The organism is Sphingomonas ginsengisoli An et al. 2013 (assembly GCF_009363895.1).
In the GTDB taxonomy this organism is placed as follows: domain Bacteria; phylum Pseudomonadota; class Alphaproteobacteria; order Sphingomonadales; family Sphingomonadaceae; genus Sphingomicrobium; species Sphingomicrobium ginsengisoli.
Window position 1 is genome coordinate 360,463 of sequence record NZ_CP045434.1, and the last position, 24,650, is coordinate 385,112.

19 protein-coding genes and 1 tRNA gene are annotated in these 24,650 nt (G+C 67.9%); 16 read left to right on the forward strand and 4 right to left on the reverse strand.

Features of this window, described 5'->3' with window-relative positions; all coding sequences use genetic code 11:
- Positions 1 to 27: 27 nt before the first annotated feature.
- The 6 genes from GCU42_RS15205 to GCU42_RS01855 are packed head-to-tail and all read left to right on the forward strand — an operon-like array spanning position 28 to position 5,930.
- Entirely contained in the window at positions 28 to 645 is a 618-nt protein-coding gene (locus tag GCU42_RS15205) for a hypothetical protein (RefSeq protein ID WP_205214993.1), read from the forward strand.
- Positions 642 to 1,559, forward strand: a complete 918-nt coding sequence (locus GCU42_RS01835; protein ID WP_114228111.1) for a hypothetical protein — start codon at positions 642 to 644, stop codon at positions 1,557 to 1,559. Before GCU42_RS15205 ends, GCU42_RS01835 begins: the two co-directional genes overlap by 4 nt.
- A 56-nt stretch (positions 1,560 to 1,615) precedes the next feature.
- A complete protein-coding gene (locus GCU42_RS01840; protein ID WP_114228110.1) occupies positions 1,616 to 3,238 on the forward strand; it encodes an alkaline phosphatase family protein in 1,623 nt (540 codons plus the stop codon).
- A 60-nt stretch (positions 3,239 to 3,298) separates the two neighbouring features.
- Positions 3,299 to 4,084: a hypothetical protein gene (locus GCU42_RS01845; protein WP_114228109.1), complete on the forward strand. Its 786-nt coding sequence runs from the start codon at positions 3,299 to 3,301 to the stop codon at positions 4,082 to 4,084.
- A complete protein-coding gene (locus tag GCU42_RS01850) occupies positions 4,081 to 5,295 on the forward strand; it encodes a M48 family metallopeptidase (RefSeq protein WP_114228108.1) in 1,215 nt (404 codons plus the stop codon). The genes GCU42_RS01845 and GCU42_RS01850 overlap by 4 nt, the downstream gene beginning before the upstream one ends.
- An 8-nt stretch (positions 5,296 to 5,303) precedes the next feature.
- On the forward strand, positions 5,304 to 5,930 hold the full coding sequence (locus GCU42_RS01855; protein ID WP_114228107.1) for a hypothetical protein: 627 nt from the start codon (positions 5,304 to 5,306) through the stop codon (positions 5,928 to 5,930).
- A 6-nt stretch (positions 5,931 to 5,936) separates the two neighbouring features.
- Here the strand turns inward: GCU42_RS01855 and GCU42_RS01860 are convergent, their stop codons facing one another.
- The gene (locus GCU42_RS01860; RefSeq protein ID WP_114228106.1) at positions 5,937 to 6,149 is read right to left on the reverse strand and encodes a hypothetical protein; all 213 of its coding nucleotides are present in this window, start codon (positions 6,147 to 6,149) and stop codon (positions 5,937 to 5,939) included.
- Between the two features lie 100 nt (positions 6,150 to 6,249).
- On the opposite strand from GCU42_RS01860, the gene GCU42_RS01865 reads away from it, so the two are divergent.
- The 9 genes from GCU42_RS01865 (at position 6,250) to GCU42_RS01905 (ending at position 17,326) form a co-directional block, all read left to right on the forward strand.
- A tRNA-Leu gene (locus GCU42_RS01865) sits at positions 6,250 to 6,334 on the forward strand.
- 109 nt (positions 6,335 to 6,443) lie between these two features.
- Positions 6,444 to 8,072 (forward strand): trigger factor, encoded by a 1,629-nt coding sequence (tig, locus tag GCU42_RS01870; protein WP_114228105.1) that lies wholly within the window; start codon positions 6,444 to 6,446, stop codon positions 8,070 to 8,072.
- A gap of 29 nt (positions 8,073 to 8,101) precedes the next feature.
- On the forward strand, positions 8,102 to 9,037 hold the full coding sequence (locus tag GCU42_RS01875; protein ID WP_114228104.1) for a glycosyltransferase family 2 protein: 936 nt from the start codon (positions 8,102 to 8,104) through the stop codon (positions 9,035 to 9,037).
- Positions 9,038 to 9,159: 122 nt separating this feature from the next.
- Positions 9,160 to 12,066 carry a TonB-dependent receptor domain-containing protein gene (locus GCU42_RS01880; protein WP_114228103.1) on the forward strand — a complete coding sequence of 969 codons (2,907 nt, stop codon included), beginning with the start codon at positions 9,160 to 9,162 and terminating at the stop codon, positions 12,064 to 12,066.
- 143 nt (positions 12,067 to 12,209) lie between these two features.
- A complete protein-coding gene (locus tag GCU42_RS01885; protein ID WP_114228102.1) occupies positions 12,210 to 12,875 on the forward strand; it encodes an ATP-dependent Clp protease proteolytic subunit in 666 nt (221 codons plus the stop codon).
- 88 nt (positions 12,876 to 12,963) lie between these two features.
- Positions 12,964 to 14,115: a DUF47 family protein gene (locus GCU42_RS01890; protein WP_114228101.1), complete on the forward strand. Its 1,152-nt coding sequence runs from the start codon at positions 12,964 to 12,966 to the stop codon at positions 14,113 to 14,115.
- 12 nt (positions 14,116 to 14,127) lie between these two features.
- The gene (locus GCU42_RS01895; RefSeq protein ID WP_114228100.1) at positions 14,128 to 15,147 is read left to right on the forward strand and encodes an inorganic phosphate transporter; all 1,020 of its coding nucleotides are present in this window, start codon (positions 14,128 to 14,130) and stop codon (positions 15,145 to 15,147) included.
- Positions 15,148 to 15,328: 181 nt separating this feature from the next.
- Positions 15,329 to 16,594, forward strand: a complete 1,266-nt coding sequence (clpX, locus tag GCU42_RS01900) for an ATP-dependent Clp protease ATP-binding subunit ClpX (protein WP_114228099.1) — start codon at positions 15,329 to 15,331, stop codon at positions 16,592 to 16,594.
- 3 nt (positions 16,595 to 16,597) lie between these two features.
- On the forward strand, positions 16,598 to 17,326 hold the full coding sequence (locus GCU42_RS01905; protein ID WP_114228098.1) for a class I SAM-dependent methyltransferase: 729 nt from the start codon (positions 16,598 to 16,600) through the stop codon (positions 17,324 to 17,326).
- Between the two features lies 1 nt (position 17,327).
- On the opposite strand, the gene mfd is transcribed toward GCU42_RS01905, so the two are convergent.
- Both mfd and GCU42_RS01915 read right to left on the reverse strand, forming a co-directional pair.
- Complete coding sequence (mfd, locus tag GCU42_RS01910) at positions 17,328 to 20,840, reverse strand: transcription-repair coupling factor (RefSeq protein WP_114228097.1); 3,513 nt, start codon at positions 20,838 to 20,840, stop codon at positions 17,328 to 17,330.
- A gap of 7 nt (positions 20,841 to 20,847) precedes the next feature.
- The gene (locus GCU42_RS01915) at positions 20,848 to 21,117 is read right to left on the reverse strand and encodes an FAD assembly factor SdhE (protein WP_114228096.1); all 270 of its coding nucleotides are present in this window, start codon (positions 21,115 to 21,117) and stop codon (positions 20,848 to 20,850) included.
- A 102-nt stretch (positions 21,118 to 21,219) separates the two neighbouring features.
- Between GCU42_RS01915 and recG the strand changes: the two genes are divergently transcribed.
- A complete protein-coding gene (gene recG / locus GCU42_RS01920; protein ID WP_114228095.1) occupies positions 21,220 to 23,271 on the forward strand; it encodes an ATP-dependent DNA helicase RecG in 2,052 nt (683 codons plus the stop codon).
- An 83-nt stretch (positions 23,272 to 23,354) separates the two neighbouring features.
- Here recG and tyrS read toward each other — a convergent pair whose 3' ends face one another.
- Positions 23,355 to 24,602, reverse strand: a complete 1,248-nt coding sequence (gene tyrS / locus GCU42_RS01925) for a tyrosine--tRNA ligase (protein ID WP_114228094.1) — start codon at positions 24,600 to 24,602, stop codon at positions 23,355 to 23,357.
- Between the last annotated feature and the right edge of the window lie 48 nt (positions 24,603 to 24,650).

Sequence of the window (24,650 nt, forward strand, 5' to 3'; positions counted from 1 at the left end):
ACAGGGGGACTATTCTTGCGTATATCGATGTTGTGCCTGCTAGCCGCGGGTTCCGTTGCTGCGCCCGCCGCAGCCTGGGCGCAGCCTGCGCCCGCCGCCACTCCGACCGCCGCCGCGCCGGCGCCGGACGATGATTCCGACGACTTCACCATCCCCTCGCGGGACGGGCTCGTCGCACCCAGCCTGACCTTCGCGGCGTCGCCCGAGGCCGAGGCGAATTTCGACAAATATTTCTACTTCCACCGGGCCAATACCAGCTTCGAGGAAGCCTATGCCGACATCCGCGAGTGCGACGCACTGGCGAGTGGCAGCAGCATCTATCTCGGTGGCAATTCGGGCGCGATGGCCGGGGCGATCGCGCAATATGGCGTCCTTCCCGGCGCCATCGGCGGCGCGATCGGGGGGGCCATCGCCGACGCCATCTTCGGTTCGGCCGCGCGCCGCGAGCAGCGCCGCACCAACCTGCGCAACTGCATGTCGTTCAAGGGTTATGGCCGCTACGGCCTGACCCGCGACCTGTGGACCGCCTTCAACTTCGAGGAGGGTAACGGCCGCAAGCGCGAGCCGGTGCGGCTGCACGCGCTGGCGCTGCAGGCGCTGATCGCCTCGGGCCCGCAACCCACCACCAAGGAGCTGGGCCTGTGAGCCGACTTCGCATTCTCGCCGCGACCGCTGCGCTCGCGGTTGTCGCCACCGCCGCGCCGGCCAAGCCGATTTCCGACAAGGACGTGCAGTCGGGTAAGGTCGTGCGCGATGCCTCCCAGGGCTACATCTTTGTCTCGGGCGAGCAGCGCCAGTTCGGGACCTTTCTGCGGGTGCCCGACGCGGCGACCTGGGCCGATTACAACGCCGAGCGCGACAAGGCCTGGGCCAAGGCGCAGCGGCGCTATGCCAATCAGATGAAGGACTGGGAGGTCCAGGCCAATTTCGCCCGTAACTCGCAGTCGGCCATTCCCGAGCATCCGGTCGTGCCGACCCTCGCCAACCTCGGCATCACCGCCGCCGAATTGCGCGACATGGAGAGCTTCGGGCCGATGAACGCATTCGGCAAGGATGCCGGCGGCGGCTTCAGCTATCTGAGCGCGGTCAAGCCGGGCACCTATGTCTGGTACGGCCCGGTCATGCAGGCACCCAACGGCACCGCCGCCGGCTCCTGCTTCTGCCTCGGCTCGGTCCAGTTCGAGGTCCGGCCAGGCACGATCACCGACCTCGGCAATCTGCTCTCCAGCCTGCCGCACTGGTCGGAACAGCAGGACGTCGGCCGGGTCGCGCAGGCCGAGCTCAACGCCCGACGGGTCGCGGCCGGCAAGCCGCCGCTTCCGGCCTTCGCCCAGATCGCCTCACGGACCGGCCTCCCGCCCGCCCTCGCGGCGTGGCCGAGCATCGCGCCGACCTTCCGCGCGGCGCCGAAGATGAACAACTACTTCGGGCTGACGGTCACCCGGATGGCGCCGATCCCGGGCGTACTGGCTTATCGCCGCGACGTCATCGTCGATGCCCGCACCGGCCAAGACGTCGCCAGCCCGACGCTGATGACCATGGTAAAGATGAAAAAGTAGGCCGGTCGGCTTCGACCCGCTTACTGGCATGGCCGCCTTCGGTTACGAGGGCGGCCATGCGTTTGCCACTGCTCCTCGCGGCCGCCGCCGCCGTCACCGCCGCTCCGGCGCCCGCCGCCGCCCCTGCGACCCCGCCCAAGCTGATCGTCGCCATCTCGGTCGACCAGTTCGCCGCCGACCTGTTCGACCGCTATCGTGGCGAGTTCAGCGGCGGCTTTGCACGGCTGGCGCGGGAGGGCACCGTGTTCCGCAACGGCTACCAGAGCCACGCGGCGACCGAGACCTGCCCCGGCCACTCGACCATCCTCACCGGCGACCACCCGTCCGAGACCGGGATCGTCGCCAACGACTGGATCGATCAGGGCGCCGCGCGCGCCGACAAACATGTCTATTGCGCCGAGGACGAGACCCAGCCCGACACGACCTTCACCAACTACAAGGTCAGCACGGCGCACTTGCGCGTCGCCACGCTGGGTGATCGGCTGAAGGCGGTCAGCCCGCAGAGCCGGAACGTCGCCATCGCCGGCAAGGACCGCGCGGCGATCATGATGGGCGGCCGCAACGTCGACCAGCGCTGGTATTGGGACGGCAAAAGCTGGACAACCGACACCGGCAAGGCGCCACCGCAGACCATCGTCCGGCTGAACCAGCTGTGGGCCGCCAAACTCGCGCAAGCCAGCGAGCCGTTGGTCCCGCCGGCCAACTGCACCGCGCGTGCCAAGCCCTATGCGATCACCCCGACGCTGACGGTCGGCAACGGCACGCTCCAGCGCGCGGCGAACGACCCGCGCTTCGTCCGTGCACACCCCGATTTCGACGGGGCAGTGCTCGCCGGCGCCGCCGCGCTGGTGAACGAGCTTGGGCTCGGCCGCGGCCCGGCGCCCGACGTGCTCGCCGTCGGCCTGTCGGCGACCGACTATGTCGGCCACGCCTACGGCAATCGCGGGCAGGAGATGTGCCTGCAAATGCTCGCGCTCGACCGCGAGCTGGGCGATTTCCTCGACCAGATGGACAAGACCGGGATCGACTATGCGCTGGTCCTGACCGCCGACCATGGCGGGCTCGACATCCCCGAGCGGCTTCGCGACCAAGGCGTGCCACAGGCCCAGCGCGCCGACCCGGCGTTGGCGCCGAGCGCGGTGGGCAAGCTGCTCGCCCCGCAGGTCGGGCGGACCGAGCCGGTGCTGGTCGGCGACGGGATCGGCGCCGACGGCTGGCTCGACAAGCGCCTCGACCCGGCTACCGCGCGCCGCGTCCTTGCCGCTACGGTCGCGCGCTACAAGGCGCAGCCGCAGGTCTATGCGGTCTACACCAAGGACGAGATCCTGCGGTCGCCGGTGCCTCACGGCCACCCCGACAAGTGGAGCGTCATCCAGCGGGTCCGCGCCTCCTACGAGCGGCAGCGGTCGGGCGATTTTTACGTGGTCCTGAAGCCCTATGTCAGCGCGGTCGCCAAGCCCGCGCCGGGCTATACCGCCACCCATGGCTCGGTGTGGGATTACGATCGCCGGGTGCCAATCATCTTCTGGCGGCGCGGGGCCGCGCCCGCCGACCGAACCGAAGCGGTCGAGACGGTCGACATCCTGCCAACGCTGGCGCCGATGATCGGGCTCACGCTTGCCGCGCCGGCGATCGACGGCCGCTGCCTCGACGGCGCCGCGGGAGTGCGCTGCCGCTGACCGGTCCAGATCGGGATTCGGCCCGCTTGCGCCAAGCGCTTGGCGTGATACGTTTTTCCGATGCGTCGCCAGGTACCGCTGCTTGCCCTTGCCGCACTGTCGGTGGGCGGCTGCGTCCAGACACAGCAATATGCCGACCTCCAGTTCGCCCCGCCGCAGGGCGACTATAAGCTGCTCGTGCTCCGGCCCGACATCCAGGTCGGGGCGGTCACCACCGGCGGGCTGGTCGAGGCCCGCGCCGACTGGACCGAGCAGGCCCGCGCCAACGTCATCGCCGCGCTCAGGGCGCAGCAGGCGGGGCGGGGCGGCCAGACTCTGATCCTCGACCGCCGCGACAGTTTGGCTGCGGTCCCCGCCGAGCAGGTCGCCGAGCTTGAGCGGCTCAACGCCGCGGTCGACCAGTCGATCGCCCTTCACAAATATTCGGGCGTGTCGCTGCCGACCAAGCGCCGCCGCGGGCTCGACTATACGCTGGGGTCGGACGCAGTTCGTTTCGGCCAGCGCACCGGCTACGATTATGCGCTGTTCCTCCACGCCGAGGACAGCTTCGCCAGCCAGGGGCGGGTCGCGCTGCAGGTGCTCGGCATCGCCGGCTGCTTTATCGGCTTCTGCGCGCCCAATGTCGGCGGCGCCGGGCAGTTCGCCTATGCCAGCCTGGTCGACCTGCGCACCGGCGAGGTGGTCTGGTTCAACGTGCTCCAGGCGGGCAGCCAGGTCGCCGGGCTAAAGATGGGCGACCTGCGCACCCCCGACGGCGCGGCGCAGATGGTCGAGCGGCTGCTCGGCCTTATGAAGCCGGGCCGGGAGGTCCGCCGCGCGCAGGCGGCGCAGCGGGCGCGGCCATGACTTCGCTCTCCCGCCGCACGATGCTGGCCGGGGCGGGGGCCACGGCACTGTTTGGAGGCACCGCGGCGTCGGCCCGTATCGACCCCGCGAGCCTGACCCCGATGGTCGGCCCCGGCTACCGCCCGCAGGACCCCGACGAGCGGGGCATGTGGCAGCAAATGGCGCGGGTCGAGGAGGAGATCGCCGGCTCGAACCTGCTGGTGCAGGATCCCGCGCTCAACCGCTATCTCCAGGGTCTCGTCGGCAAGGTCGGCGGCCCCGCCACCAGCGACCTGCGCGTCTATCTGGCGCGCGTTCCCGAGTTCAACGCGATGATGTTTCCGACCGGTTTCGCGGTGGTCTTCACCGGTCTGCTGCTGCGGATGCGCGACGAGGCGCAGCTGGCCGGCGTACTCGCCCACGAGAGCAGCCATTTCCTCCTCAAGCACCAGCTTCGCCAGTGGCGCGACACTCGCCGCAAGACCGACATCTACTCCTTCGCCTCGATGCTCGGCGGCGTGGTCGGTGGCGCGGCGGGCTATTACACCGGTAACCTCGACCAGCTCGCGCAGCTCGGTACGATCCTCACTTTGTTGCGCTACAACCGCCAACTCGAGGCCGAGGCCGACGCGCTCGGCATCAAGCTGATCGCTCAGGCCGGCTACGCGCCCTTGTCGATGGCCGAGACCTGGCAGCAGCTGATCGGCGAGATCGAGCTCAGCGCCGCCGTCCGCCGCAAACGGCCCGACCGCGGCTATTCGATCTTCGCCGACCATCCCGCGCCGCGCGACCGGATGATCGATCTTACCGCCTCGGCGACCGGGCTCACCGTGCCCGGCCGCCGCTACGACCGCGGGCGCGAGCGCTACCTTGCCGCGATTGCCGCCATCCGCCCGACCCTGCTCGACGACCAGGTCAAGCTGAACGACGCGGGCGCCTCGCAATATGTGATCCAGACGCTCGCGCAGGACGGCTGGAATGGCCTGCTCCGCTTCTACGAGGGCGAGTCGCTGCGGCTGCGCAACACGCCCGATTACGACGCCCGCGCAGCGCTCAGCTATGCGGCGGCGGTGGCCTACCCCGACGCGCCCGCCGACGCCTGGCGCTGGCACGGCATCGCGCTGATGAAAGCCGGCCGCCGCGACGAGAGCCACGCCGCGCTGCAGCGCTACCTCGCGCTCGCTCCGTCCGCCCCTGACGCGCCGTTCGTCCGCCAGATGCTGGCTAGTTGAGGAGCGTCATGCGTGTCCGCCGCCACGCTCTACTTGCGGGCATCTCGCTCGCCCTTGCCGCCTGTTCGGGCGGACCCAACGGCCTCGGCGGTTTCGCTTATTATTCGCTGGTCCGCCCCAACCGCGTCGTCGCGGTCGGCAATGGCGCGATGGCCGTGGTGTCTCCGCGCGAATGGAACCGCGCTAGCCGCAGCAGCTTCACCGACATCGGCACGGTCGAGGACTGGACGCTCAACGGCCCCTATCTCGACAGCATCAGTTTCGTCTCGGGCCTCGCCAACGACAAGCGCATTATCCACCAGGAGCGCAAGGCCGATCGCCAGGTGCCGCGCTTCCGCGCCACCATGACCCCGCCCGAGATCGCCTCGCTGCTCGAGAGCCTCTACCGGATCGAGGGCGGCGCGATCGAGTGGCGCACGCTGAACCTGGCGCCGCGCCCGTTCCTCGGCGCGGCGGGCTTCCAATACGACTATGAGCACCTCGACAGCGACGAGCTGTGGCGCAAGGGGCGGGCGGTCGGCGCGGTGATCGACGGCAGGCTCTACCTCATCCAGTTCGATGCCGCGCGGTCGCATTATTATGCCGCCGCGCTGCCCGACTTCGAGGCGATGGTGGTGAGCGCCCGCCGCCGCTGAGCGCGCCTAGCTGACCGGCGAGATCGGCGTCGGCGGGGTGTTGGTGTCCGGCCCGCCGGGCGAGGGGACGTCGATCGGCGGCTCGGCCCCGGGAGTCTCGCTCGGCACCTCGGTCGGCTGCCCGGGCGGGGTCGGGCGCGCCGGCTCGGGGGTTGGGGTGGCGGGCTGGCCCGGCTCATGCTCGGGGGCGTTGTCGGGGAAGGGGGGCAGCTGTTGCATCGGGAAACTCCTTGTCCCTTTTGAACGAAGCGGACCGGCGGTGGTTGCGCTTGCCCCTCGCCCCAGCCTTGCTATAGGCCTCCCGCCTCACGGGTCCGATGCGCGCGTGGCGGAATTGGTAGACGCGGCAGGTTTAGGTCCTGTTGTCGCAAGATGTGGGGGTTCGAGTCCCTCCGCGCGCACCAACTTCGCCGTGCAAGCATCCGGGGGATGCTTGCACGGCGAAGTTCGCACCGCGAGTTTTCGAACCCCGGTTCAGACCCGATCAGAATTCAATAGGATAGCACAGTCATCATGCAGAGCGTCGAGACCCTGAACGAAGGCCTGAAGCGGGCCTACAAGCTGACGATTTCCGCCGCGGAGATCGATGCCAAGGTCGATTCCGAGGTCAAGCGGCTTGCCCCGACGATCCGCATGCCGGGCTTCCGGCCGGGCAAGGTGCCCGCCAACCTCATCCGCAAGATGCACGGCGAGGCGCTCCAGGGCCAGGCGCTCGAAACCGCGGTCCAGGACGGCGTCCAGCAGCTGCTCAACGACAACAACCTGCGTCCGGCGATGCAGCCCGAGGTCAAGCTGGAGGACGGCTACGAGCCCGGCAAGGACGCCGAGCTCACCGTCAACCTCGAGACGCTGCCGCAGGTCCCGACCCCGCAGATCGACGACCTCAAGCTCGAGCGGCTGACGCTCGACGCCGACGAAACCCAGGTCGACGCGCAGTTGAAGCAGCTCGCTTCCGGCCAGAAGAGCTGGACTGATGCCGGCGCCAAGAAGAAGGCCGCGCAGGGCGACCAGGTCGTGATCGACTTCGTCGGCAAGGTCGACGGCGTCGCCTTCGACGGCGGCACCGGCGAGGACATGGCCGTGGAGATCGGCTCGGGCTCGCTGATCCCCGGCTTCGAGGACCAGCTGGTCGGCGTGAAGACCGGCGATTCCAAGACGCTCAACGTGACGTTCCCGACCGACTATCCGGCCGAGAACCTCAAGGGCAAGGACGCCACCTTCGACGTCACCGTCAAGGCGGTGAACACGGGCAGCGAGGCGACCCTCGACGACCAGTTCGCCAAGAACCTCGGCCTGCAGGACCTCGACCAGTTGAAGAACCTGCTGCGCGACCAGCAGACGCAGGAATTGAACGGCCTCACCCGCACCCACATGAAGCGTCGCCTGCTCGACCAGCTCGCCGACACGCACAGCTTCGAGGTGCCCCCCTCGATGGTCGAGGCCGAATATCAGAACATCCTCAACCAGCTCGAGCATGAGGCTAGCCACGAGGCCGACCCCGAGGCCGCCAAGGCCGAGCTCGAAAAGGACAAGGACGACTACAAGAAGATCGCCGAGCGCCGCGTCCGTCTCGGCCTGCTGCTGAGCGAGATCGGCCAGGCCAACGGCGTCGACGTGACCCAGCAGGAAATGCAGCGGATCATGATGCAGGCCGCGCAGCAGTATGAGCCGGCCGAGCGCGACCGCTTCATCCAGTTCGTCCAGCAGAACCCGATGGCCGCCGCCCAGCTGCGCGCGCCGCTCTACGAGGACAAGGTCGTCGACTTCCTGTTCGGCAAGGCCGCGATCACCGACCGCGCCGCCACCCGCGCCGAGGTCGAGGCCGACCTCGAGAGCGAGGAAGGCCATGTCCACGGTCCGAACTGCGGTCACGACCACGCGCACGAGGCAAAGCCCGCCAAGGCCGCCAAGAAGCCGGCGGCCAAGAAGGCCGCTGCGGTCAACGAAGAGGCCGCTCCGGCCACCGCCGAGGACAAGCCGGAGGCGAAGGCCAAGCCCGCCAAGCCCGCCAAGGGTGCGGTCGAGGCGGAGCCGGCGACCCCGACGCCGGCCAAGCCGGTAAAGGACGCTGCGGGCAAGAAGCCGGCGGCCGCGAAAGCGGAAAAGGCGCCGGCCAAGAAGAGCAAAAAGGCCGAAGCGTAAGGCTCGGCAGGTAGAGGGGCAGGACGGCCATGACCGCAGCCGCGCGCGTCGCCGTCCTGCTGCCCTGCTACAATGAGGAAGCCGCGATCGCGCAGACGGTCGCGGGTTTCCGCGCCGCGCTCCCGCGCGCGACCATCTACGTCTACGACAACAACAGCGCCGATCGGACGCTCGAAGTCGCGCGGGCGGCGGGAGCGGTGGTCCGCAGCGAGCGACAGCAGGGCAAGGGTAACGTCGTCCGGCGGATGTTCGCCGACGTCGACGCCGACGTTTATGTGATGGCCGACGGCGACCTCACCTACGATCCGACCTCGGCCCCGGCAATGGTCGAGCAGTTGTTGGCCGACCAGCTCGACATGGTGGTCGGCACTCGCCAGCACGAAGCCAAGTCGGCCTATCGCGGCGGTCACGTGCTCGGCAACAAGCTGTTCACCGGGTTGCTTGCCGGGCTGTTCGGTCGCAGCTTCACCGACATCTTCAGCGGCTACCGGGTTTTCTCGCGCCGCTTCGTGAAGAGTTTCCCGGTCCTTTCGGGCGGGTTCGAGATCGAGACCGAGATGAGCGTTCACGCGCTCGAACTCAGAATGCCGGTGGGCGAGGTTATCACCCGCTACGGTGCGCGGCTCGAGGGCTCTGCCTCCAAGCTATCGACCTATGGCGACGGCTGGCGGATCCTCAAGACGATCGGGACCCTCTACCGGGTCGAGCGGCCGACTCTGTTCTATGGGACGATCGGCGCCGCGCTGCTGCTCGCCGCGCTGGTCCTGTCGGTGCCGCTGGTCACCACCTACTTGCACACCGGGCTCGTGCCACGCTTTCCGACCGCCGTGCTGGTCACCGGCATGACGATCATCGCCGTGCTGTGCTTCTTCGCCGGGCTGATCCTCGACACCGTCACCCGCGGTCGCCGTGAAATCCGCCGGCTGGCCTATCTCGCTTTGCCCGCGCCGGGCAGCGGATTGTAACGCAAAAGCAACTATCCCCCGAAAGAGTCCGCTTCGAGTGCGAAAAGCGCTGGGAAGCGCGCTGTAAGCAGGTCACCTTGCCGCTGCCCGCCAGAAATTGGCGAAAGCAGGGGGTAAGAGACATGAACCACCGCGACATCCATTTGCGCGCGAGCAGCGCCGCCTTCGTCATCGCCAGCGCGTTCGCCGCCAGTCCCGCCGTCGCTGCCGCCGTGCAGCCGACCGTCCCGCCGGCGCAGGCTGCCGCGGCTGATACGCCGGTCGGCGACGAGGTGGTGGTGACTGGCTCGCGCATCCGCCGCGATCCGCTCGCGCAGGATTCGCCGGTCGTCACCCTCGACCAGCAATCGCTCGCCAAGACCGGTCTGTCGGCGGTTGCCGACGTGCTTCAGCGCCTGCCGAGCGCGGCGGGCGGCCTTAACTCCAAGGTCAATAATTCGGGCAACCTCGGCAATCCGCCCGACGGCGGCGGTGTCGGAGCCGGCTCGGCCGAGATCGACCTCCGATATCTCGGCGCTAAGCGCACGCTGGTGCTCGTCGACGGCCTTCGCTTCGTTAACGCGACCAGCGCCAGCGGCATTCCTGCCAACGTCGACCTGAACTCGATCCCCGCCAACATGATCGAGCGGATCGAGGTGCTCCAGGCCGGAGCATCGCCGCTTTACGGTTCGGATGCGATCGCCGGGGTGGTCAACGTCATCACCGTGTCGCAGCAGAAGGGCCTCCGCCTGTCGGCGCAATATGGCCAGTTCCTGAAGTACGGCGACGGCAAGACCCAGGACTATCAGGCGAGCTGGGGCAACGGTACGTCGCACCCGCTGCAGTTCGCGGTCGGCGGCGCCTATGTGAAATCCGAAGCGGTCCGCTCGGCGAACCGCTCCATTTCGCAATTCCCTAATCCGGGACAGACCAGCTGCACCGATCCGGTCGGCGGGTGCAGCAGCGCCGCCGTCAACGGCCGCTTCCTGACCTTCCGCGGCAGCCAGACCATCTCCAACCCGCCCGACAACACGCCGACGCTGGCGGAACTGCGGCCGTTCACTTCGGCCGACCGCTTCAATTTCGCGCCGTTCAACTACTTCCAGACGCCCAACAAGCGCTACGGCGTGTGGGTCAGCGCCAAGACCGACCTCGGCGCCAACACGCACCTGCGCATCCGCAGCAGCTGGAACCGCCGTATTTCGCAGAACCAGGCGGCGTTCGAGCCGCTGTTCATCGGACCTGACGCGGGCAACGGCGCGGGCAGCCTGTTCGACACGCTCTCGTTCGACGTCACCAACCCGTACAACCCGTTCGGCGTGACGCTTGAAAGCGGGCTCAACCCCGACGGCACGCCCAACGGGCGCACTCCCAATTATAGCTTCATCGCCCGTCGCCTGGTCGAAGCCGGCCAGCGGACCTTCAACCAGCGGGTCAACACTTTCTCGCTGAACGCCACGCTTGACGGCAAGGTGCCGCTGTTCGGGCATGAATGGTATTGGGACGTCAACGGCATCCTTGGCGTCAACAACGCCCGCCAGTCGTTCACCGGCAACGTCCGTGCCGACCGCGTGGCGCTGGCGATCGGGCCGCTTTCAACCTGCCTCGCTACCGCGGGCTGCGTGCCCTTGAACCTGTTCGGCGGCAACGGCTCGATCACGCCGGCGATGCTCAACTACATCGCCTTCACCGAGCATGATCAAAGCCAGCAGAAGGTGCGCGGCCTGACCGCCAACCTCACCGGCGACCTGTTTGAGCTGCCGGCCGGTCCGGTCGGCGTCGCGGTCGGCATCGAGCATCGCTACCAAAGCGCCTACTTCACGCCCGACCCGATCGTCGCCGCGGGTCTTGGCGCCGACATTCCGGCGCAGCCGGCGGCGGGCCACTATCGAGTCAACGAAATCTACGGCGAAATGCGGGTGCCGATCCTCAAGGAGCAGCCGTTCGCTTACTCGCTCGACCTCAATGGCGCGGTCCGTCACTCGAAATACTCGATCAGCGGCAGCGCCACGACCTACACCGTCACCGGCCTGTGGAAGCCGGTGCAGGACCTGCTCCTGCGTGGTGCCTACTCGACCGGCTTCCGCGCGCCGAGCCTGGGCGAGCTGTTCGGCGGCCGGTCGCGCTTCGACTTGCCGGCCAACGACCCCTGCACCAGCGCGGCGGGCGGCCTGTTCCCGACCAATGCCACCGTGCGCGCCAACTGCATCGCCGACGGCGTCCCGGCCAGCGGCAGCTATGCGGAGGACCAGGGCGGCCAGCTGCCGGTCATCACGCAGGGCAACCGCAACCTCAAGCCGGAGAAGTCGCGCAACCTCACCGCGGGCATCGTCTTCTCGCCGCAATGGGCGCGGCGCGGCGGCAGCAACTTCAACGTCGAGGTCAATTACTCCGACATCCGGCTCAAGAATGCGATCGGCGCGGTCGATCCCAACGTCACGCTCAACAATTGCGCATTGCTCGGCAATGCTGCCAGCTGCGCGCTGGTCAAGCGTACGGCCAACGGCTTCATCAACGAGATCGACGGCACGCTGGGCAATCTCGACAGCATCCGCACCAAGTCGATCGACATGACGCTGAACTACCGCACCGGTCCCGCCTCGTGGGGCCGGGTCGGCATCTCGGCCAACGCCAGCCACCTGCTCAAGTACCGGCTGTCGGCCTCCAACGGCTTCGTCGTCATCAACCGCGAGGGGACCGAGCGGGGCAGCCCCGACCAGGCCTATCCCAAGTGGAAGGGCAATGCGACGCTCGACTGGAGCCTCGCCAACCTCGATGTCGCGATCACCGGTCGCTACATCAATTCGGTGACGGAGATTAATCCGAACACCGGCGGGCCCAACAAGCTCAACAGCCGGCTTTACACCGACATCCAGCTGACCTTCCTGCCGTCGATGATCGACCGCCGGCTGGGGCTGACCGTCGGCGTGAACAACCTGTTCGACAAGGATCCGCCGCCCTGCTTCTCGTGCAGCATCAACAACTTCGATCCGACCACCTACGACGTGCCGGGCCGCTTCGGCTACGTCCGCCTTTCCTATAAGATGTAGGCGGGCCGCCATCGTGAACGGAAGGGGCGGTCGGCATTCGTGACGGCCGCCCTCCTATTTTAGGGGCGGACCGACCCCCGCTTGAACTCCTCCCGCAACCGCCCGATGTAGGCGTCACCACAATACAGGATCGCATCTTCCTCATGGATCATCAGGACATCGCCTCGGCCCTCGTGCCGATCGTCATCGAGCAGTCGAACCGGGGCGAGCGCAGCTTCGACATCTATTCGCGGCTGCTGCGCGAGCGCATCATCTTCATCACCGGCGCGGTCGAAGACCATATGTCCTCGCTGATCACCGCCCAGTTGCTCTTCCTCGAGTCCGAGAACCCGAAGAAGGACATCTTCATGTACATCAACTCGCCGGGCGGCGTGGTCACCGCGGGCCTCGCGATCCACGACACCATGCAATACATCCGTCCGCGGGTCGGCACCGTCTGCATCGGTCAGGCCGCCTCGATGGGCAGCTTCCTCCTCGCCGCGGGTGAGCCGGGGATGCGCGTCGCGCTGACCAACAGCCGGATCATGATCCACCAGCCTTCGGGCGGGGCGCAGGGCATGGCCAGCGACATCGAGATCCAGGCGCGCGAGATCCTGCGCATGCGCACGCGCCTCAACTCGCTCTACGCCAAATATACCGGCAAGCCGATCGAGGAGATCGAGCTCGCGATGGATCGCGACAAGTTCCTCGAGGCCGACGAGGCCAAGGACTTCGGGCTGATCGACGCGGTGTTCGACAAGCGTCCCGAGAGCGGCGACTTCGAGGGCGCCGGCCTGACCCCGGGCGCGGGGACCGACACCCCGGCCTGAGGCCAACGACCGAACGACCTGACGGCGGGCGGGAGGCTTGTGCTTCCCGCCCGTTCTGTCATGGGGCCGTCACGTTCGCGTCACGCCCATGGCTCGCGGGGAGGGGACCATTCGCCAGATTGCCGCTCTGCCATACCGCACCGGCGGCCCGGGCCGCGACGCGCCGGTCAGCGTCCTGCTCGTCACCAGCCGTGAGAGCCGGCGTTGGGTCGTCCCCAAGGGTAATCAGGCGACCGGGCTCAGCCCCCACGCCGCCGCCGCCGCCGAGGCCGAGGAGGAAGCTGGCGTCCGCGGCGCGGTCTGCCCGATTCCGCTCGGCTCCTACCGCTACCGCAAGCGCCGCAAGACCGGCGCCTCGCTGATGTTCGACGTCGACGTCTATCCGCTCAGCGTCAGCGAGGAGTTGGCCGAGTGGAAGGAAGGCCATGAACGCACTCGCCGCTGGTTCAGCCTGTCCGAGGCTGCCGGGATGGTCGAGGAGCCTGACCTTGCCGACCTCATCCGCTCGTTCAACGCGGCGGAGTTCAACACCGCCACGCGGCGCGCTTCGCTGCTCTCCATCATGGCCGAAAAATCGAAGGTAGGTCCGATGTTTGCCTGGTTCCAACGCCTGCTGCCCAAGACCGGCGGCTTTTTCGAGCTGTTCGAGGCGCACGCTCAGAGCGTCTGCGGCGCCGCTAATGCGCTCGGGCGGCTGTTCAATGACGGCGCCCACCGCGCCGAGCACATCCGCGAGATCAGCGAGCGCGAGCATGACGCCGACAACATCATCCGCGAAATGCTCCACACCGTCCGTCGAACCTTTCTGACCCCCTTCGACCGCGGCGCGATAACCTCGCTGATCAGCTCGATGGACAATGCAATCGACGAGATGCAGGCCGCCGCCAACGCGGTCGACCTTTACGACTTCTCGACCTTCGAGCCCGAGATGCGCGACATGGTCGCGATCATCATCGACTGCGGCCGGCTGATGGCCGAGGCGCTTCCGCTGCTGCGGAACGTCGGCGCCAACGGCACCCGCCTGCACGAGCTGACCGAGCGACTGGTCCGCATGGAAGGCCATGCCGATGAAATCCACCGCGCCGGCCTCAAGAGCGCTTTCCAGCGCTTCGGCGGCGATACTGGCGGGGCGATGCAGTTCACCGTCCGGCGCGAAATCTACAAGCATCTCGAGCGGATCGTCGACGCCTTCGAGGATGTCGCCAACGAGATCGACGGCATCGTCATCGACAATGCCTGAGGTTCGGGCCTGATGCATCAGCTCGCGCTTCCGCTGCTAGTCGGCCTGATCGTGGTCGCCTTGGCGTTCGACTATCTGAACGGCCTCCACGACGCCGCAAACTCGATCGCGACCGTGGTTGCGACCAAGCTGCTCGGCCCGGTCCAGGCGGTGTTGTTCGCCGCCTTCTTCAACTTCGCGGCCTACTTCCTGACGCTCGCCTTTCCGGCGTTGCACAAGGTCGCCGACACGGTGGGGAAGGGGCTCATCGACAAGGACCTCGTCACTCCCTCGGTGGTGTTTGCCGCGCTGATCGGCGCGATGTTCTGGAACGTCGTCACTTGGCTCAAGGGCATTCCGTCGTCGTCGAGCCACGCGCTGGTCGGCGGACTGGTCGGCGCCGGCCTCGCCTCGGCGGGTCTCGGCACCATCCAGTGGAGTGGGGTCACCAAGACCCTCGTGTTCATCCCGCTGGCGCCGCTGCTTGGAATGGCGATGGCGATGATCGTGATGCTCGTCTCGAGCTGGGCGGCCCGCCGCGCCACCGTCCGGGGTGCCGATCGTGCCTTCCGCACGCTGCACCTCGTCTCGGCGGCGGCTTATTCGGTCGGCCACGGCCTTAACGACGCGCAGAAGACGATGGGCATTATCACCGTGCTGCTCTTCTCGACCGGCTATCTCCACGGCGCCTTCGAAGTGCCCCATTGGGTGGCGATCAGCTGCTACATCGCGATCGGCCTCGGCACGCTGACCGGCGGGTGGAAGATCATCGAAACGATGGGCAGCCGCATCACCAAGCTCGACCAGCACCAGGGCTTCGCCGCCTCGACCGGCGGCTCGATCCTGCTGTTCGGGGCGAGTTGGCTCGGCATCCCCGTCTCGACCACCCACACGATCACTGGCTCGATCATCGGCGCCGGAGTCGCCCGCCGGGCCAGTGCGGTACGCTGGGGGGTCGCCCAGAACGTCGTCCTCGCCTGGCTGATCACCATCCCCGCCAGCGCCGCCGTCGCCGCGCTGATCTTCTGGCTGACGACCTTCTTCCCAGGCTGACCGCTAAGTCCCTGTTTCGGAGCGGCTTCCCTTGTCGCACCGATGCACCCACGCCATATCCGGACTCAAATGTTTCGGGGGCCGCAACACGTTAAGCCTTCCGATAGTTTGATAATGAGAGAAAGCGGGCTAGCATCGCTCGCGAGTGGCTGCCTTCGGGCGCCCCCAGACAAGGACGATTATGACGAAGCTTTCCGGCGGCGACAGCAAGAGCACCCTCTACTGTTCCTTCTGCGGCAAGTCGCAGCATGAGGTCAGGAAGCTGATCGCCGGCCCGACCGTGTTCATCTGCGATGAATGCGTGGAACTGTGCAACGACATCATCCGCGAGGAATCGAAGTCGGCGCTGGTCAAGACCCGCGACGGCGTGCCGAGCCCGGCGGAGATCTGCAAGGTTCTCGACGATTATGTGATCGGGCAGAGCCGCGCCAAGCGCGTGCTCTCGGTCGCGGTGCACAATCACTACAAGCGGCTCAACCACGGCGCCAAGGGCGGCCAGGACGTCGAGCTCGCCAAGTCCAATATCCTGCTGATTGGCCCGACCGGCTGCGGCAAGACCCTGCTTGCGCAGACGCTCGCCCGCATCCTCGACGTGCCCTTCACCATGGCCGACGCGACCACGCTGACCGAGGCCGGCTATGTTGGTGAGGACGTCGAGAACATCATTCTCAAGCTGCTCCAGGCCTCCGACTACAACGTCGAGAAGGCGCAGCGCGGGATCGTCTACATCGACGAGATCGACAAGATCAGCCGCAAGTCGGACAATCCCTCGATCACCCGCGACGTCTCGGGTGAGGGCGTCCAGCAGGCGCTCTTGAAGCTGATGGAAGGCACCACCGCCTCCGTCCCGCCGCAGGGCGGGCGCAAGCATCCGCAGCAGGAATTCCTCCAGGTCGACACCACCAACATCCTGTTCATCTGCGGCGGCGCCTTCGCCGGCCTCGAGAAGATCATCGGCGACCGCCTCCAGGGCAAGTCGATCGGCTTCGGCGCGCATGTCGCCGGCCCCGACGAGCGCAAGACCGGCCAGGTGCTCAAGAATTGCGAGCCCGAGGACTTGCTGAAGTTCGGCCTGATCCCCGAGTTCATCGGCCGTCTGCCGGTGATCGCGACGCTTGAGGACCTCGACGAGACCGCGCTGGTCAAGATCCTGGTCGAGCCCAAGAACGCGCTCGTGAAGCAGTATGGCAAGCTGTTCGACATGGAAGACGTCGAACTCGAGTTCACCGACGAAGCGCTCCATGCGGTCGCCCGCAAGGCGATCGAGCGCAAGACCGGTGCGCGCGGCCTGCGCTCGATCCTCGAAGGCATCCTGCTCGACACCATGTTCGACTTGCCGACCATGGACGGGGTCGACGAGGTGCATGTCGACAAGGAAGTCGTCATGGGCACCAAGGAGCCCGTGCGCGTCTACACCGACAAGAAAAAGGACGACGCGGCGGCGTGAGCCATGAGCTTCCCTGACCTGTTTTCGGGTCATGCGAAGCTCTATGCCGCCGCGCGGCCGACGTATCCCGAGCGGACGATCGCCGAGCTTGCCGCGCTGGCGCCTGGCCGTGGGCTGGCGTGGGATTGCGGGACCGGCAACGGGCAGGCCGCGCGGCTGCTCGCCGGTCATTTCGCCAGCGTGGTCGCGACCGACGCCAGCGCCGAGCAGATCGCCCAGGCCGAGCCGCATGACCGCGTGCGCTTCGCGGTCGAAGCCGCCGAGGACTGTTCGCTCCCTGACGCCAGCTGCGACCTCGCGCTCGCGGCGCAATGCATCCACTGGTTCGATCTCGACCGTTTCTACGCGCAGGTCCGGCGGGTTCTGAAGCCGGGCGGGATCGTCGCGGCGCTCGGCTATGGCTGGTCGTTCGTCGATCCGGAGGTCGACGCGCTGGTCGCCCGCAACTTCCTCGCGCCGCTCGATTCCTATTGGGCGGCGGGCAACCGATTGATCATGGAGGGCTATCGCACCATCCCCTTCCCCGGCGAGGAAGTGCGGCTGAGCCCCGCCGCCATCCACCTCGCCTGGACCGGCCGCCAATTCGCCGGCCTGATCCGCAGCTGGTCGGCGACCCAGAAACTGGGCGAGGCCGCGCTGGCCGACGCCTTCGCGAAGCTCGCCGCCCTATGGCCCGACGACCAGCAGCGGCACGTCGTGATGCCGCTCGTCAGCCGGGTCGCGCGGCTCTAGCTCAGGCGAGAACCTTGTCCTTGGTCTCGGCTGCGGGTCCGCCGCTGCTCGCGGCCACCACCCGCGCCAGTCCGCGGCTGAGTTGCAGCGCGCCGTTGAGCCGGGCGTGCGGGGTTGACCAGTCGCGGCTGACCAGCAGCTTGCTGTCGGGCCTGAGCTTGGCCGCGCCCTTCAATCGCTCGACATAGCCGAGCAGCCCGGGAAGGTCGGGGAAGCCGCTCGGCGCGAAGGTCACCACCGCGCCGCGCGCGCCGACGTCGAGCTTGGCGATGCACGCCTTGCGGCAGTTGATCTTGGTCTCGACTACCTGGAGCAGGTTACCGGTTTCCTCGGGCAGCGGGCCGAAGCGGTCGATCATCTCGGCGGCGAATTCCTCGACCTCGCGGCTGTCCTCGAGTTCGCCGAGGCGCCGGTAGAGCCCCATCCGCAGATCGAGGTCGGGGACGTAGAGCTCGGGGATCATGATCGCCGCGCCCTCGACGTTGATCTGCGGCGAATAGTCCTCGCGTCGCTCGGTCGCGCCGCTCTTCACCTCGAGGATCGCTTCCTCCAGCATCGACTGGTAGAGTTCGAACCCGACTTCCTTGATGTGTCCCGACTGCTCGTCGCCGAGCAGGTTGCCCGCCCCACGGATGTCGAGGTCGTGGCTGGCGAGCTGGAAGCCCGCGCCGAGGCTGTCGAGGTTAGCGAGGACCTGCAGCCGTTTCTCGGCGGTCTCGGTGATCTGCCGGTCGGGCGGGGTCGTGAAATAGGCGTAGGCGCGCGTCTTCGAGCGCCCGACCCGCCCGCGCAGCTGGTACAATTGCGCCAGTCCGAAGCGGTCGGCGCGGTGGATGATCAGCGTGTTGGCGCTCGGAATGTCGAGCCCGCTCTCGACGATGGTTGTCGATAGCAGCACGTCATACTTGCGGTCGTAAAAGGCGCTCATCTTCTCCTCGACCTCGGTCGGGCTCATCTGCCCGTGCGCGGTGACCGCCTTCACCTCGGGCACTTCCTCGCGGAGCCAATCCTCGATGTCAGGGAGGTCCGCGATCCGCGGCACCACGAAATAGGTCTGGCCGCCGCGATAATGCTCGCGCAGCAGCGCCTCGCGCACCACCACCGGGTCCCACGGGGTGACGTAGGTGCGGACCGCGAGCCGGTCGACCGGCGGGGTCTGGATGACCGACAGCTCACGCAGGCCGCTCATCGCCATCTGCAGCGTGCGCGGGATGGGCGTGGCGGTCAGCGTCAGCACATGGACGTCGGCGCGCAGCTCCTTGAGCCGCTCCTTATGGGTGACCCCGAAGCGCTGCTCCTCGTCGACGATGACCAGTCCCAGCTTCCTGAACTTGACCCCCTTCGCGAGGATCGCGTGGGTGCCGATCACGATGTCGACCTGGCCTGCCTCAAGGCCCTCGCGGGTCTTCTTCGCCTCGGCCGCCGGCACCAGCCGGGAGAGCCGACCGATCTCGATCGGGAAGCCTTTGAAGCGCTCGACGAAATTGGTGTAATGCTGGCGGGCGAGCAGCGTGGTCGGGCAGACCAGTGCGACCTGCTGTCCCGCCATCGCCGCGACGAACGCCGCGCGCAGCGCCACCTCGGTCTTGCCGAAGCCGACATCGCCGCAGACCAGTCGGTCCATCGGCTTGCCCGCGCCCAGATCCTCGATCACGTCGCCGATCGCGCGATCCTGGTCCTCCGTCTCCTCGTAAGGGAAGCGGTCGACGAAGGCGGGGTAGGCGCTGTCGGGCTCGGCGACCACGCCCTGGCGCGTCGCACGCAAGGCCGCCACCTTGATGAGGTCGCCCGCGATCTCGCGGATGCGCTCCTTCATCCGCGCCTTGCGCCGCTGCCACGCCTCGCCGCCCAGCCGGTCGAGCGCCACGCCCTCGCTCTCCGAGCCGTAGCGCGACAGCACGTCGATATTCTCGACCGGGACGTAAAGCCGGTTGCCGCCGGCATATTCGAGCGCGACGCAGTCGTGCGGGCTGGTGCCGACCGGGATCCGGGTCAGCCCCTCGTAGCGGCCGATCCCATGCTCCATGTGGACAACGAGGTCGCCGGGGGTCAGCGTCGCCAGCTCCGACAGGAACGCGTCGGCGCTCTTCTTGCGCTTGCGCCGCCGCACCAGCCGGTCGCCGAGCATGTCCTGCTCGGTGAGCACCGCCACCTCGGGGGTGGTAAAGCCGTGGTCGAGCGGCAGGACGATCAGGGTCGCGTCGCGGCTCAGCCCAAGCGCTTCCTGCCACCCGCCCGCGCCCTTCAAGCCGCTCAGCCCATGGTCCTTGAGCAGACCCGCCAACCGCTCGCGCGCACCGCCGGTGTAGCTCGCCATCACCACCTTGTGGCCGCTGCGGCGCAGCGCCTTGGCGTGCGCGACCACCGCCTCGTAGATATTCTCGTTCTTCGCCCGCTCGGGCGCGAAATCTCGCGCCGGGGTCACGCCGAAGTCGATGATCGACGGCGTCTCGGGCTCGGGGAAGGGCGAGGTGCGGTGGACCGGTCGCTCGGCCACGAGCGCGTCCCATTCCCTGCGCGCGAGATAGAGCGCGGTCGGCGGCAGCGGGCGATAACTGCCGGGCTCGGCGACCATCGCCCGCTCGCGGTTGGTAAAATAGTCCTGGATCGATTCGTAGCGGCTATCGACCGCGCCGTCGGTCCCGCCATCGCGAATGACGATGTCCTGCTCGCTCAAATGGTCGAACAGCGTCGCGAGTTTCTCTTCGAACAGCGGCAGCCAATGCTCCATCCCCGCCAGCCGGCGCCCGTCGCTGATCGCCTGATAGAGCGGGTCTCCGGTCGCATTGGCGCCGAACTTCTCGCGATAGCCCGCTCGGAAGCGCTTGATGCTCTCCTCGTCGAGCAGCGCCTCGCTCGCGGGCATCAGCGTGAACGCCTCGGCCGGACCGGTGGTGCGCTGGTCGGCGGGGTCGAAGGCCCGCATCGTCTCGATCTCGTCGCCGAAGAAATCGAGCCGGATCGCGTGCGGCTGGCCTGCGGGGTAGAGGTCGATCAACCCGCCGCGGACCGCGAAGTCACCCGCGTCGGCGACCGAATCAGCGCGCTGATATCCATTGGCGCTGAGCAGGCTGATCAATTTGTCGCGGTCGATCCGCTCGCCGGGCGCGAGCCGCTTGGTCAGCTGGCGGATCCGGAACGGGGTCAACGTCCGCTGGGTCACCGCATTGGCGGTCGCGATAAGCAGCTGCGGCCCGCTGCGGGCGCCCTGCAATGCCTGTAGCGCCGCCAGCCGTTCGGCCATGACTCGGAGCGACGGCGACGCGCGGTCGTAGGCGAGGCAGTCCCAGGCGGGATAGGTGATGACCTGCAACTCGGGCGCGAACACCGGCGCGGTGTCGGCGAGCGAACGCATCGCCGCCTCGTCGGGGACGATCACCACCGCGCGGCCACCGCCGCCGGTGCCGCTGGCGGCGCGGGCGAGATCGGCGGCGAGCCACGGCAGGAAGCCCGTCGGCACGCCCGCCAGGGTCAGCGGGCGGCGGGCGGAGAGGATCGCGTTCAGCTCGGGCATGCGGGGCTCAACGCGCGAACGGCAGATAGTCGAGCCGCTGCATTGACTGCATCAGCGGCCCGGCGAAGCGCGGCGGCACTGGTTGCGCGCCGATCGCCCACGCCATGATGTCGACGTCCTGCTCCTCGAGCAACTCGGTGAACAGCGCCCGATCGGCGGCGCTCCAGCTCGCCGAATGGCGGTCGAAGAAGCCGCCGACCATCTGATCCGCCTCCTTCACCCCGCGATGGTGCGCCCGCCAGCGCAGGCGCTTCAGTTCGACGTCCTCGGATTGCATCGGGCGGAGATAGGGTTTCCACCCTTTCCTGTCACCCCGGCGAAGGCCGAGGTCCAGACCGCGCTGGCATGACGGCGACGGTTCCGGCTACGAGACGATGGCATGCGTCCCGACCTGCTCAATCCGCTGTTCGCCGAAGTGGAGACGCTGAAGGGCGTCGGCCCGCAGCTGACGCGCCTGCTCCACCGCCTCGGCCTCAGCCGCCTGGTCGACCTGCTGTTTCATTTGCCCACCGGGAGCATCGAGCGGGTTCGGGCGCCCGCCGCCTCGGCGGCGCTGCTCGGCAGCCATGTGGTGCTCGAGGTCAAGCCGTTCGACGCGCGCCAGAGCGCCGGCCGCGGTCCGACCCGCATCTACGCCGCCGACGGCGACGGCAACGTCATCACGCTCGCCTTTTTCAACAATGGCGGCTGGGCGAAGAAGCAGCTCCCGCTCGGCGAAACTCGGACCGTCTCGGGCAAGCTCGAAGCCTATGGCGACCAGTGGCAGATGGTCCACCCCGACGTGCTCGAGCCCGGCAAGCCCGAGCCGCCGCTGCGCGAAAGCATCTACCCGCTGACCGAAGGGCTCACCAGCCGACGGCTGCGCGAGCTCGCCACCGCCGCGCTCGAGCGCGCGCCCGCGCTGCCCGAGTGGATCGAGCCCTCGGTCCTCGCCCGTCACTCGTGGCCGGCCTGGCGCAGCGCGCTCGGCAAGGCCCACGCCGACCATCTCGACAGTGCCGCCCGCAGCCGCCTCGCCTATGACGAGATTTTCGCCAATCAGCTCGCGCTCCAGCTTCTCCGCCAGGTCAGCCGCCGCAAGCGCGGCCATCCGCTCGAAGGCGATGGCAGCCTGATCGCGAAGCTCCGGCTGCCCTATGACCTCACCGGCGCCCAGCGCCGCGTCACCGAGGAGATCCGCGGCGACATGGCGCAGGCGACGCCGATGCTCCGCCTGCTCCAGGGCGACGTCGGCTCGGGCAAGACGCTGGTCGCGCTGCTCGCGATGTTGAACGCGGTCGAGGCCGGCGCCCAGGCCGCCTTGCTCGCCCCGACCGAGATCCTCGCCCGCCAGCATCATGCGACCCTGCTCAAGCAACTCGACCCGATCGGCGTCCGCGTCGCCATCCTGACCGGGCGCGAAAAGGGTCGCGCGCGCGACAGCGTGCTGATGGGCCTCGCCGACGGCAGCATCCACATCCTCGTTGGCACCCACGCCATCTTCCAGGAGAAGGTCGGCTACCGGAACCTCGGCCTCGCTGTGATCGACGAGCAGCACCGCTTCGGCGTTAGCCAGCGCCTGCTGCTCTCCGCCAAGGCCGAGCGCCCGCCGCACCTACTGGTGATGACGGCGACGCCCATCCCGCGCACGCTGACGCTGACCCAATATGGTGAGATGGACGTCAGCCGGATCGACGAGATGCCGCCCGGCCGGACCCCGGTCGAGACCCGCGTCATCAGCGATGAGAAACTGCCCGAGATCATCGACGGCCTCGGCCGCCACCTCGCCGCGGGCGGTCAGGCCTATTGGGTCTGCCCATTGGTCGAGGAAAGCGAGACCAGCGACGCCGCCGCCGCCGAGGACCGCGCCGCCATCCTCGCCGCGCGCTTTCCCGGGCAGGTTGGGCTGGTCCACGGGCGGATGAAGGGGCCCGACAAGGACGCCGTCATGGCGGCCTTCGCTGCCAACCAGCTCCAGGTGCTGGTCGCTACCACGGTGATCGAGGTCGGGGTCGACGTTCCCAACTCGACGCTGATGATCATCGAGGGCGCCGAGCGTTTCGGCCTCGCCCAATTGCACCAGTTGCGCGGCCGGGTCGGGCGGGGGGAGGGGAAATCGACCTGCCTCTTGGTCCGCGGCCCAACGCTGAGCGAGACCGGCCGCGCCCGCCTAGCGCTGATGCGCGAGACCAGCGACGGCTTCCGCATCGCCGAGGAAGATCTGAAGCTGCGCGGCCCGGGTGAGATTCTCGGCACCCGTCAGTCGGGCGATGCCGCCTTCCGTCTCGCCTCACCCGAGCAGATGCAGGAATTGGCTCCCGCAGCCACCGACGATGCGCGCTTGTTGCTTGACCGCGACGGTGGCCTGGCGGGGCCCAGAGGCGAAGCAGCGCGGCTCTGCCTCTACCTGTTCGAACGCGACCAGGCGGTCGATCTGCTGCGCTCCGGCTAATTCCCCTGCTCGTCATGCTGAACTTGTTTCAGCATCCATTCTCTCGCGCTCACCGCGGCTCGAAGATGGACCCTGAAACAAGTTCAGGGTGACGGAACCAAGAGTCCGTGTTTCTTCTTGCCAAGGCTCAACTTCACCTCGGAATCCACGGCAATCACGTGCGAAATGTCGCTCACCGCAACATCATCGATTCGTACCGCGCCCTCGGCCACCTTGCGCTTGGCCTCGCCATTCGAAGCGCAGAAGCCCAGCCCCACCAGCGCCGCCAGCACCCCGATCTCGCCCCCCGTTTCGAGCCGCGGTAGCGCCTCGCCCGAGCCACCACCGGCGAAGGTCTCGGCGGCCGTCCGCGCGGCCGCCTCGGCCGCCTCGCGGCCGTGGAGCAGCGCGGTCGCCTCGGTCGCCAGCACCACCTTGGCCTGGTTGATCTCCGCCCCCGGCAGCGCTTCCAGCCGCGCGATCTCGTCCAGCGGCACGTCGGTGAACAGCTTCAGGAACTTGCCCACGTCGGCATCGGCGGTGTTCCGCCAGAATTGCCAATAGTCGTAGGCCGGCAGCCGATATCCCTCGGGCCCGTCGGCGTTGAGCCACACCGCCCCGGCCGCGGTCTTGCCCATCTTCGCGCCGTCGGCTGTGGTGATCAGCGGCGTCGTCACCCCGAACAGCTCGGTCCCGTCGATCCGCCGGGTGAGCTCGATGCCGTTGACGATATTGCCCCATTGATCCGACCCGCCGAGCTGCAGCCGGCACCCCAGCCGCCGCGACAGCTCGAGGAAGTCGTAGGCCTGCAGTATCATGTAGTTGAATTCGAGGAAGGTCAGCGGCTGCTCGCGCTCGAGCCGCAGCTTGACGCTGTCGAAGGTCAACATCCGGTTGATGGTGAAGTGCCGCCCGACCTCGCGCAGGAAGGGGACATACTGGAGGTGGTCGAGCCAGTCGGCATTGTCGACCAGCACCGCGTCGCTCGGGCCCTCGCCGAAGGTCAGGAACCGCTCGAACACCTTGCGGATGCCGGCGATATTGTCGCTGATCTTCTCGTCGGTCAGCAGCTGCCGGCTCTCGTCCTTGCCCGACGGATCGCCGACCTTGGTCGTGCCCCCGCCCATCAGCACGATCGGCCGATGCCCCGCCTGCTGCAACCGCCGCAGCATCATGATCTGCACCAGGCTGCCGACGTGGAGCGACGGCGCGGTCGCGTCGAACCCGATGTAGCCGCTGACCACCTCGCGCTCTGCCAGCGCACCCAGTGCCGTCGCATCGGTCGTCTGATGGATATAACCGCGCTCGGTCAGCAGCTGGAGCAGGGCAGGGGCGGATGTCACGTCGGTCATGTCAGCGCCTCTAACCGCCTCACTTCGTCTTGTCGAAGCCCCGCCCCT

Excerpts from the sequence above, each read along its gene's own strand:
- GCU42_RS15205 (WP_205214993.1), top strand. The coding sequence starts at position 28 with ATGTTGTGCCTGCTAGCCGCGGGTTCCGTTGCTGCGCCCGCCGCAGCC.
- GCU42_RS01840 (WP_114228110.1), top strand. The coding sequence starts at position 1,616 with ATGCGTTTGCCACTGCTCCTCGCGGCCGCCGCCGCCGTCACCGCCGCT.
- GCU42_RS01845 (WP_114228109.1), top strand. The coding sequence starts at position 3,299 with ATGCGTCGCCAGGTACCGCTGCTTGCCCTTGCCGCACTGTCGGTGGGC.
- GCU42_RS01850 (WP_114228108.1), top strand. The coding sequence starts at position 4,081 with ATGACTTCGCTCTCCCGCCGCACGATGCTGGCCGGGGCGGGGGCCACG.
- GCU42_RS01855 (WP_114228107.1), top strand. The coding sequence starts at position 5,304 with ATGCGTGTCCGCCGCCACGCTCTACTTGCGGGCATCTCGCTCGCCCTT.
- GCU42_RS01860 (WP_114228106.1), bottom strand. The coding sequence starts at position 6,149 with ATGCAACAGCTGCCCCCCTTCCCCGACAACGCCCCCGAGCATGAGCCG.
- tig (WP_114228105.1), top strand. The coding sequence starts at position 6,444 with ATGCAGAGCGTCGAGACCCTGAACGAAGGCCTGAAGCGGGCCTACAAG.
- GCU42_RS01875 (WP_114228104.1), top strand. The coding sequence starts at position 8,102 with ATGACCGCAGCCGCGCGCGTCGCCGTCCTGCTGCCCTGCTACAATGAG.
- GCU42_RS01880 (WP_114228103.1), top strand. The coding sequence starts at position 9,160 with ATGAACCACCGCGACATCCATTTGCGCGCGAGCAGCGCCGCCTTCGTC.
- GCU42_RS01885 (WP_114228102.1), top strand. The coding sequence starts at position 12,210 with ATGGATCATCAGGACATCGCCTCGGCCCTCGTGCCGATCGTCATCGAG.
- GCU42_RS01890 (WP_114228101.1), top strand. The coding sequence starts at position 12,964 with ATGGCTCGCGGGGAGGGGACCATTCGCCAGATTGCCGCTCTGCCATAC.
- GCU42_RS01895 (WP_114228100.1), top strand. The coding sequence starts at position 14,128 with ATGCATCAGCTCGCGCTTCCGCTGCTAGTCGGCCTGATCGTGGTCGCC.
- clpX (WP_114228099.1), top strand. The coding sequence starts at position 15,329 with ATGACGAAGCTTTCCGGCGGCGACAGCAAGAGCACCCTCTACTGTTCC.
- GCU42_RS01905 (WP_114228098.1), top strand. The coding sequence starts at position 16,598 with ATGAGCTTCCCTGACCTGTTTTCGGGTCATGCGAAGCTCTATGCCGCC.
- mfd (WP_114228097.1), bottom strand. The coding sequence starts at position 20,840 with ATGCCCGAGCTGAACGCGATCCTCTCCGCCCGCCGCCCGCTGACCCTG.
- GCU42_RS01915 (WP_114228096.1), bottom strand. The coding sequence starts at position 21,117 with ATGCAATCCGAGGACGTCGAACTGAAGCGCCTGCGCTGGCGGGCGCAC.
- recG (WP_114228095.1), top strand. The coding sequence starts at position 21,220 with ATGCGTCCCGACCTGCTCAATCCGCTGTTCGCCGAAGTGGAGACGCTG.
- tyrS (WP_114228094.1), bottom strand. The coding sequence starts at position 24,602 with ATGACCGACGTGACATCCGCCCCTGCCCTGCTCCAGCTGCTGACCGAG.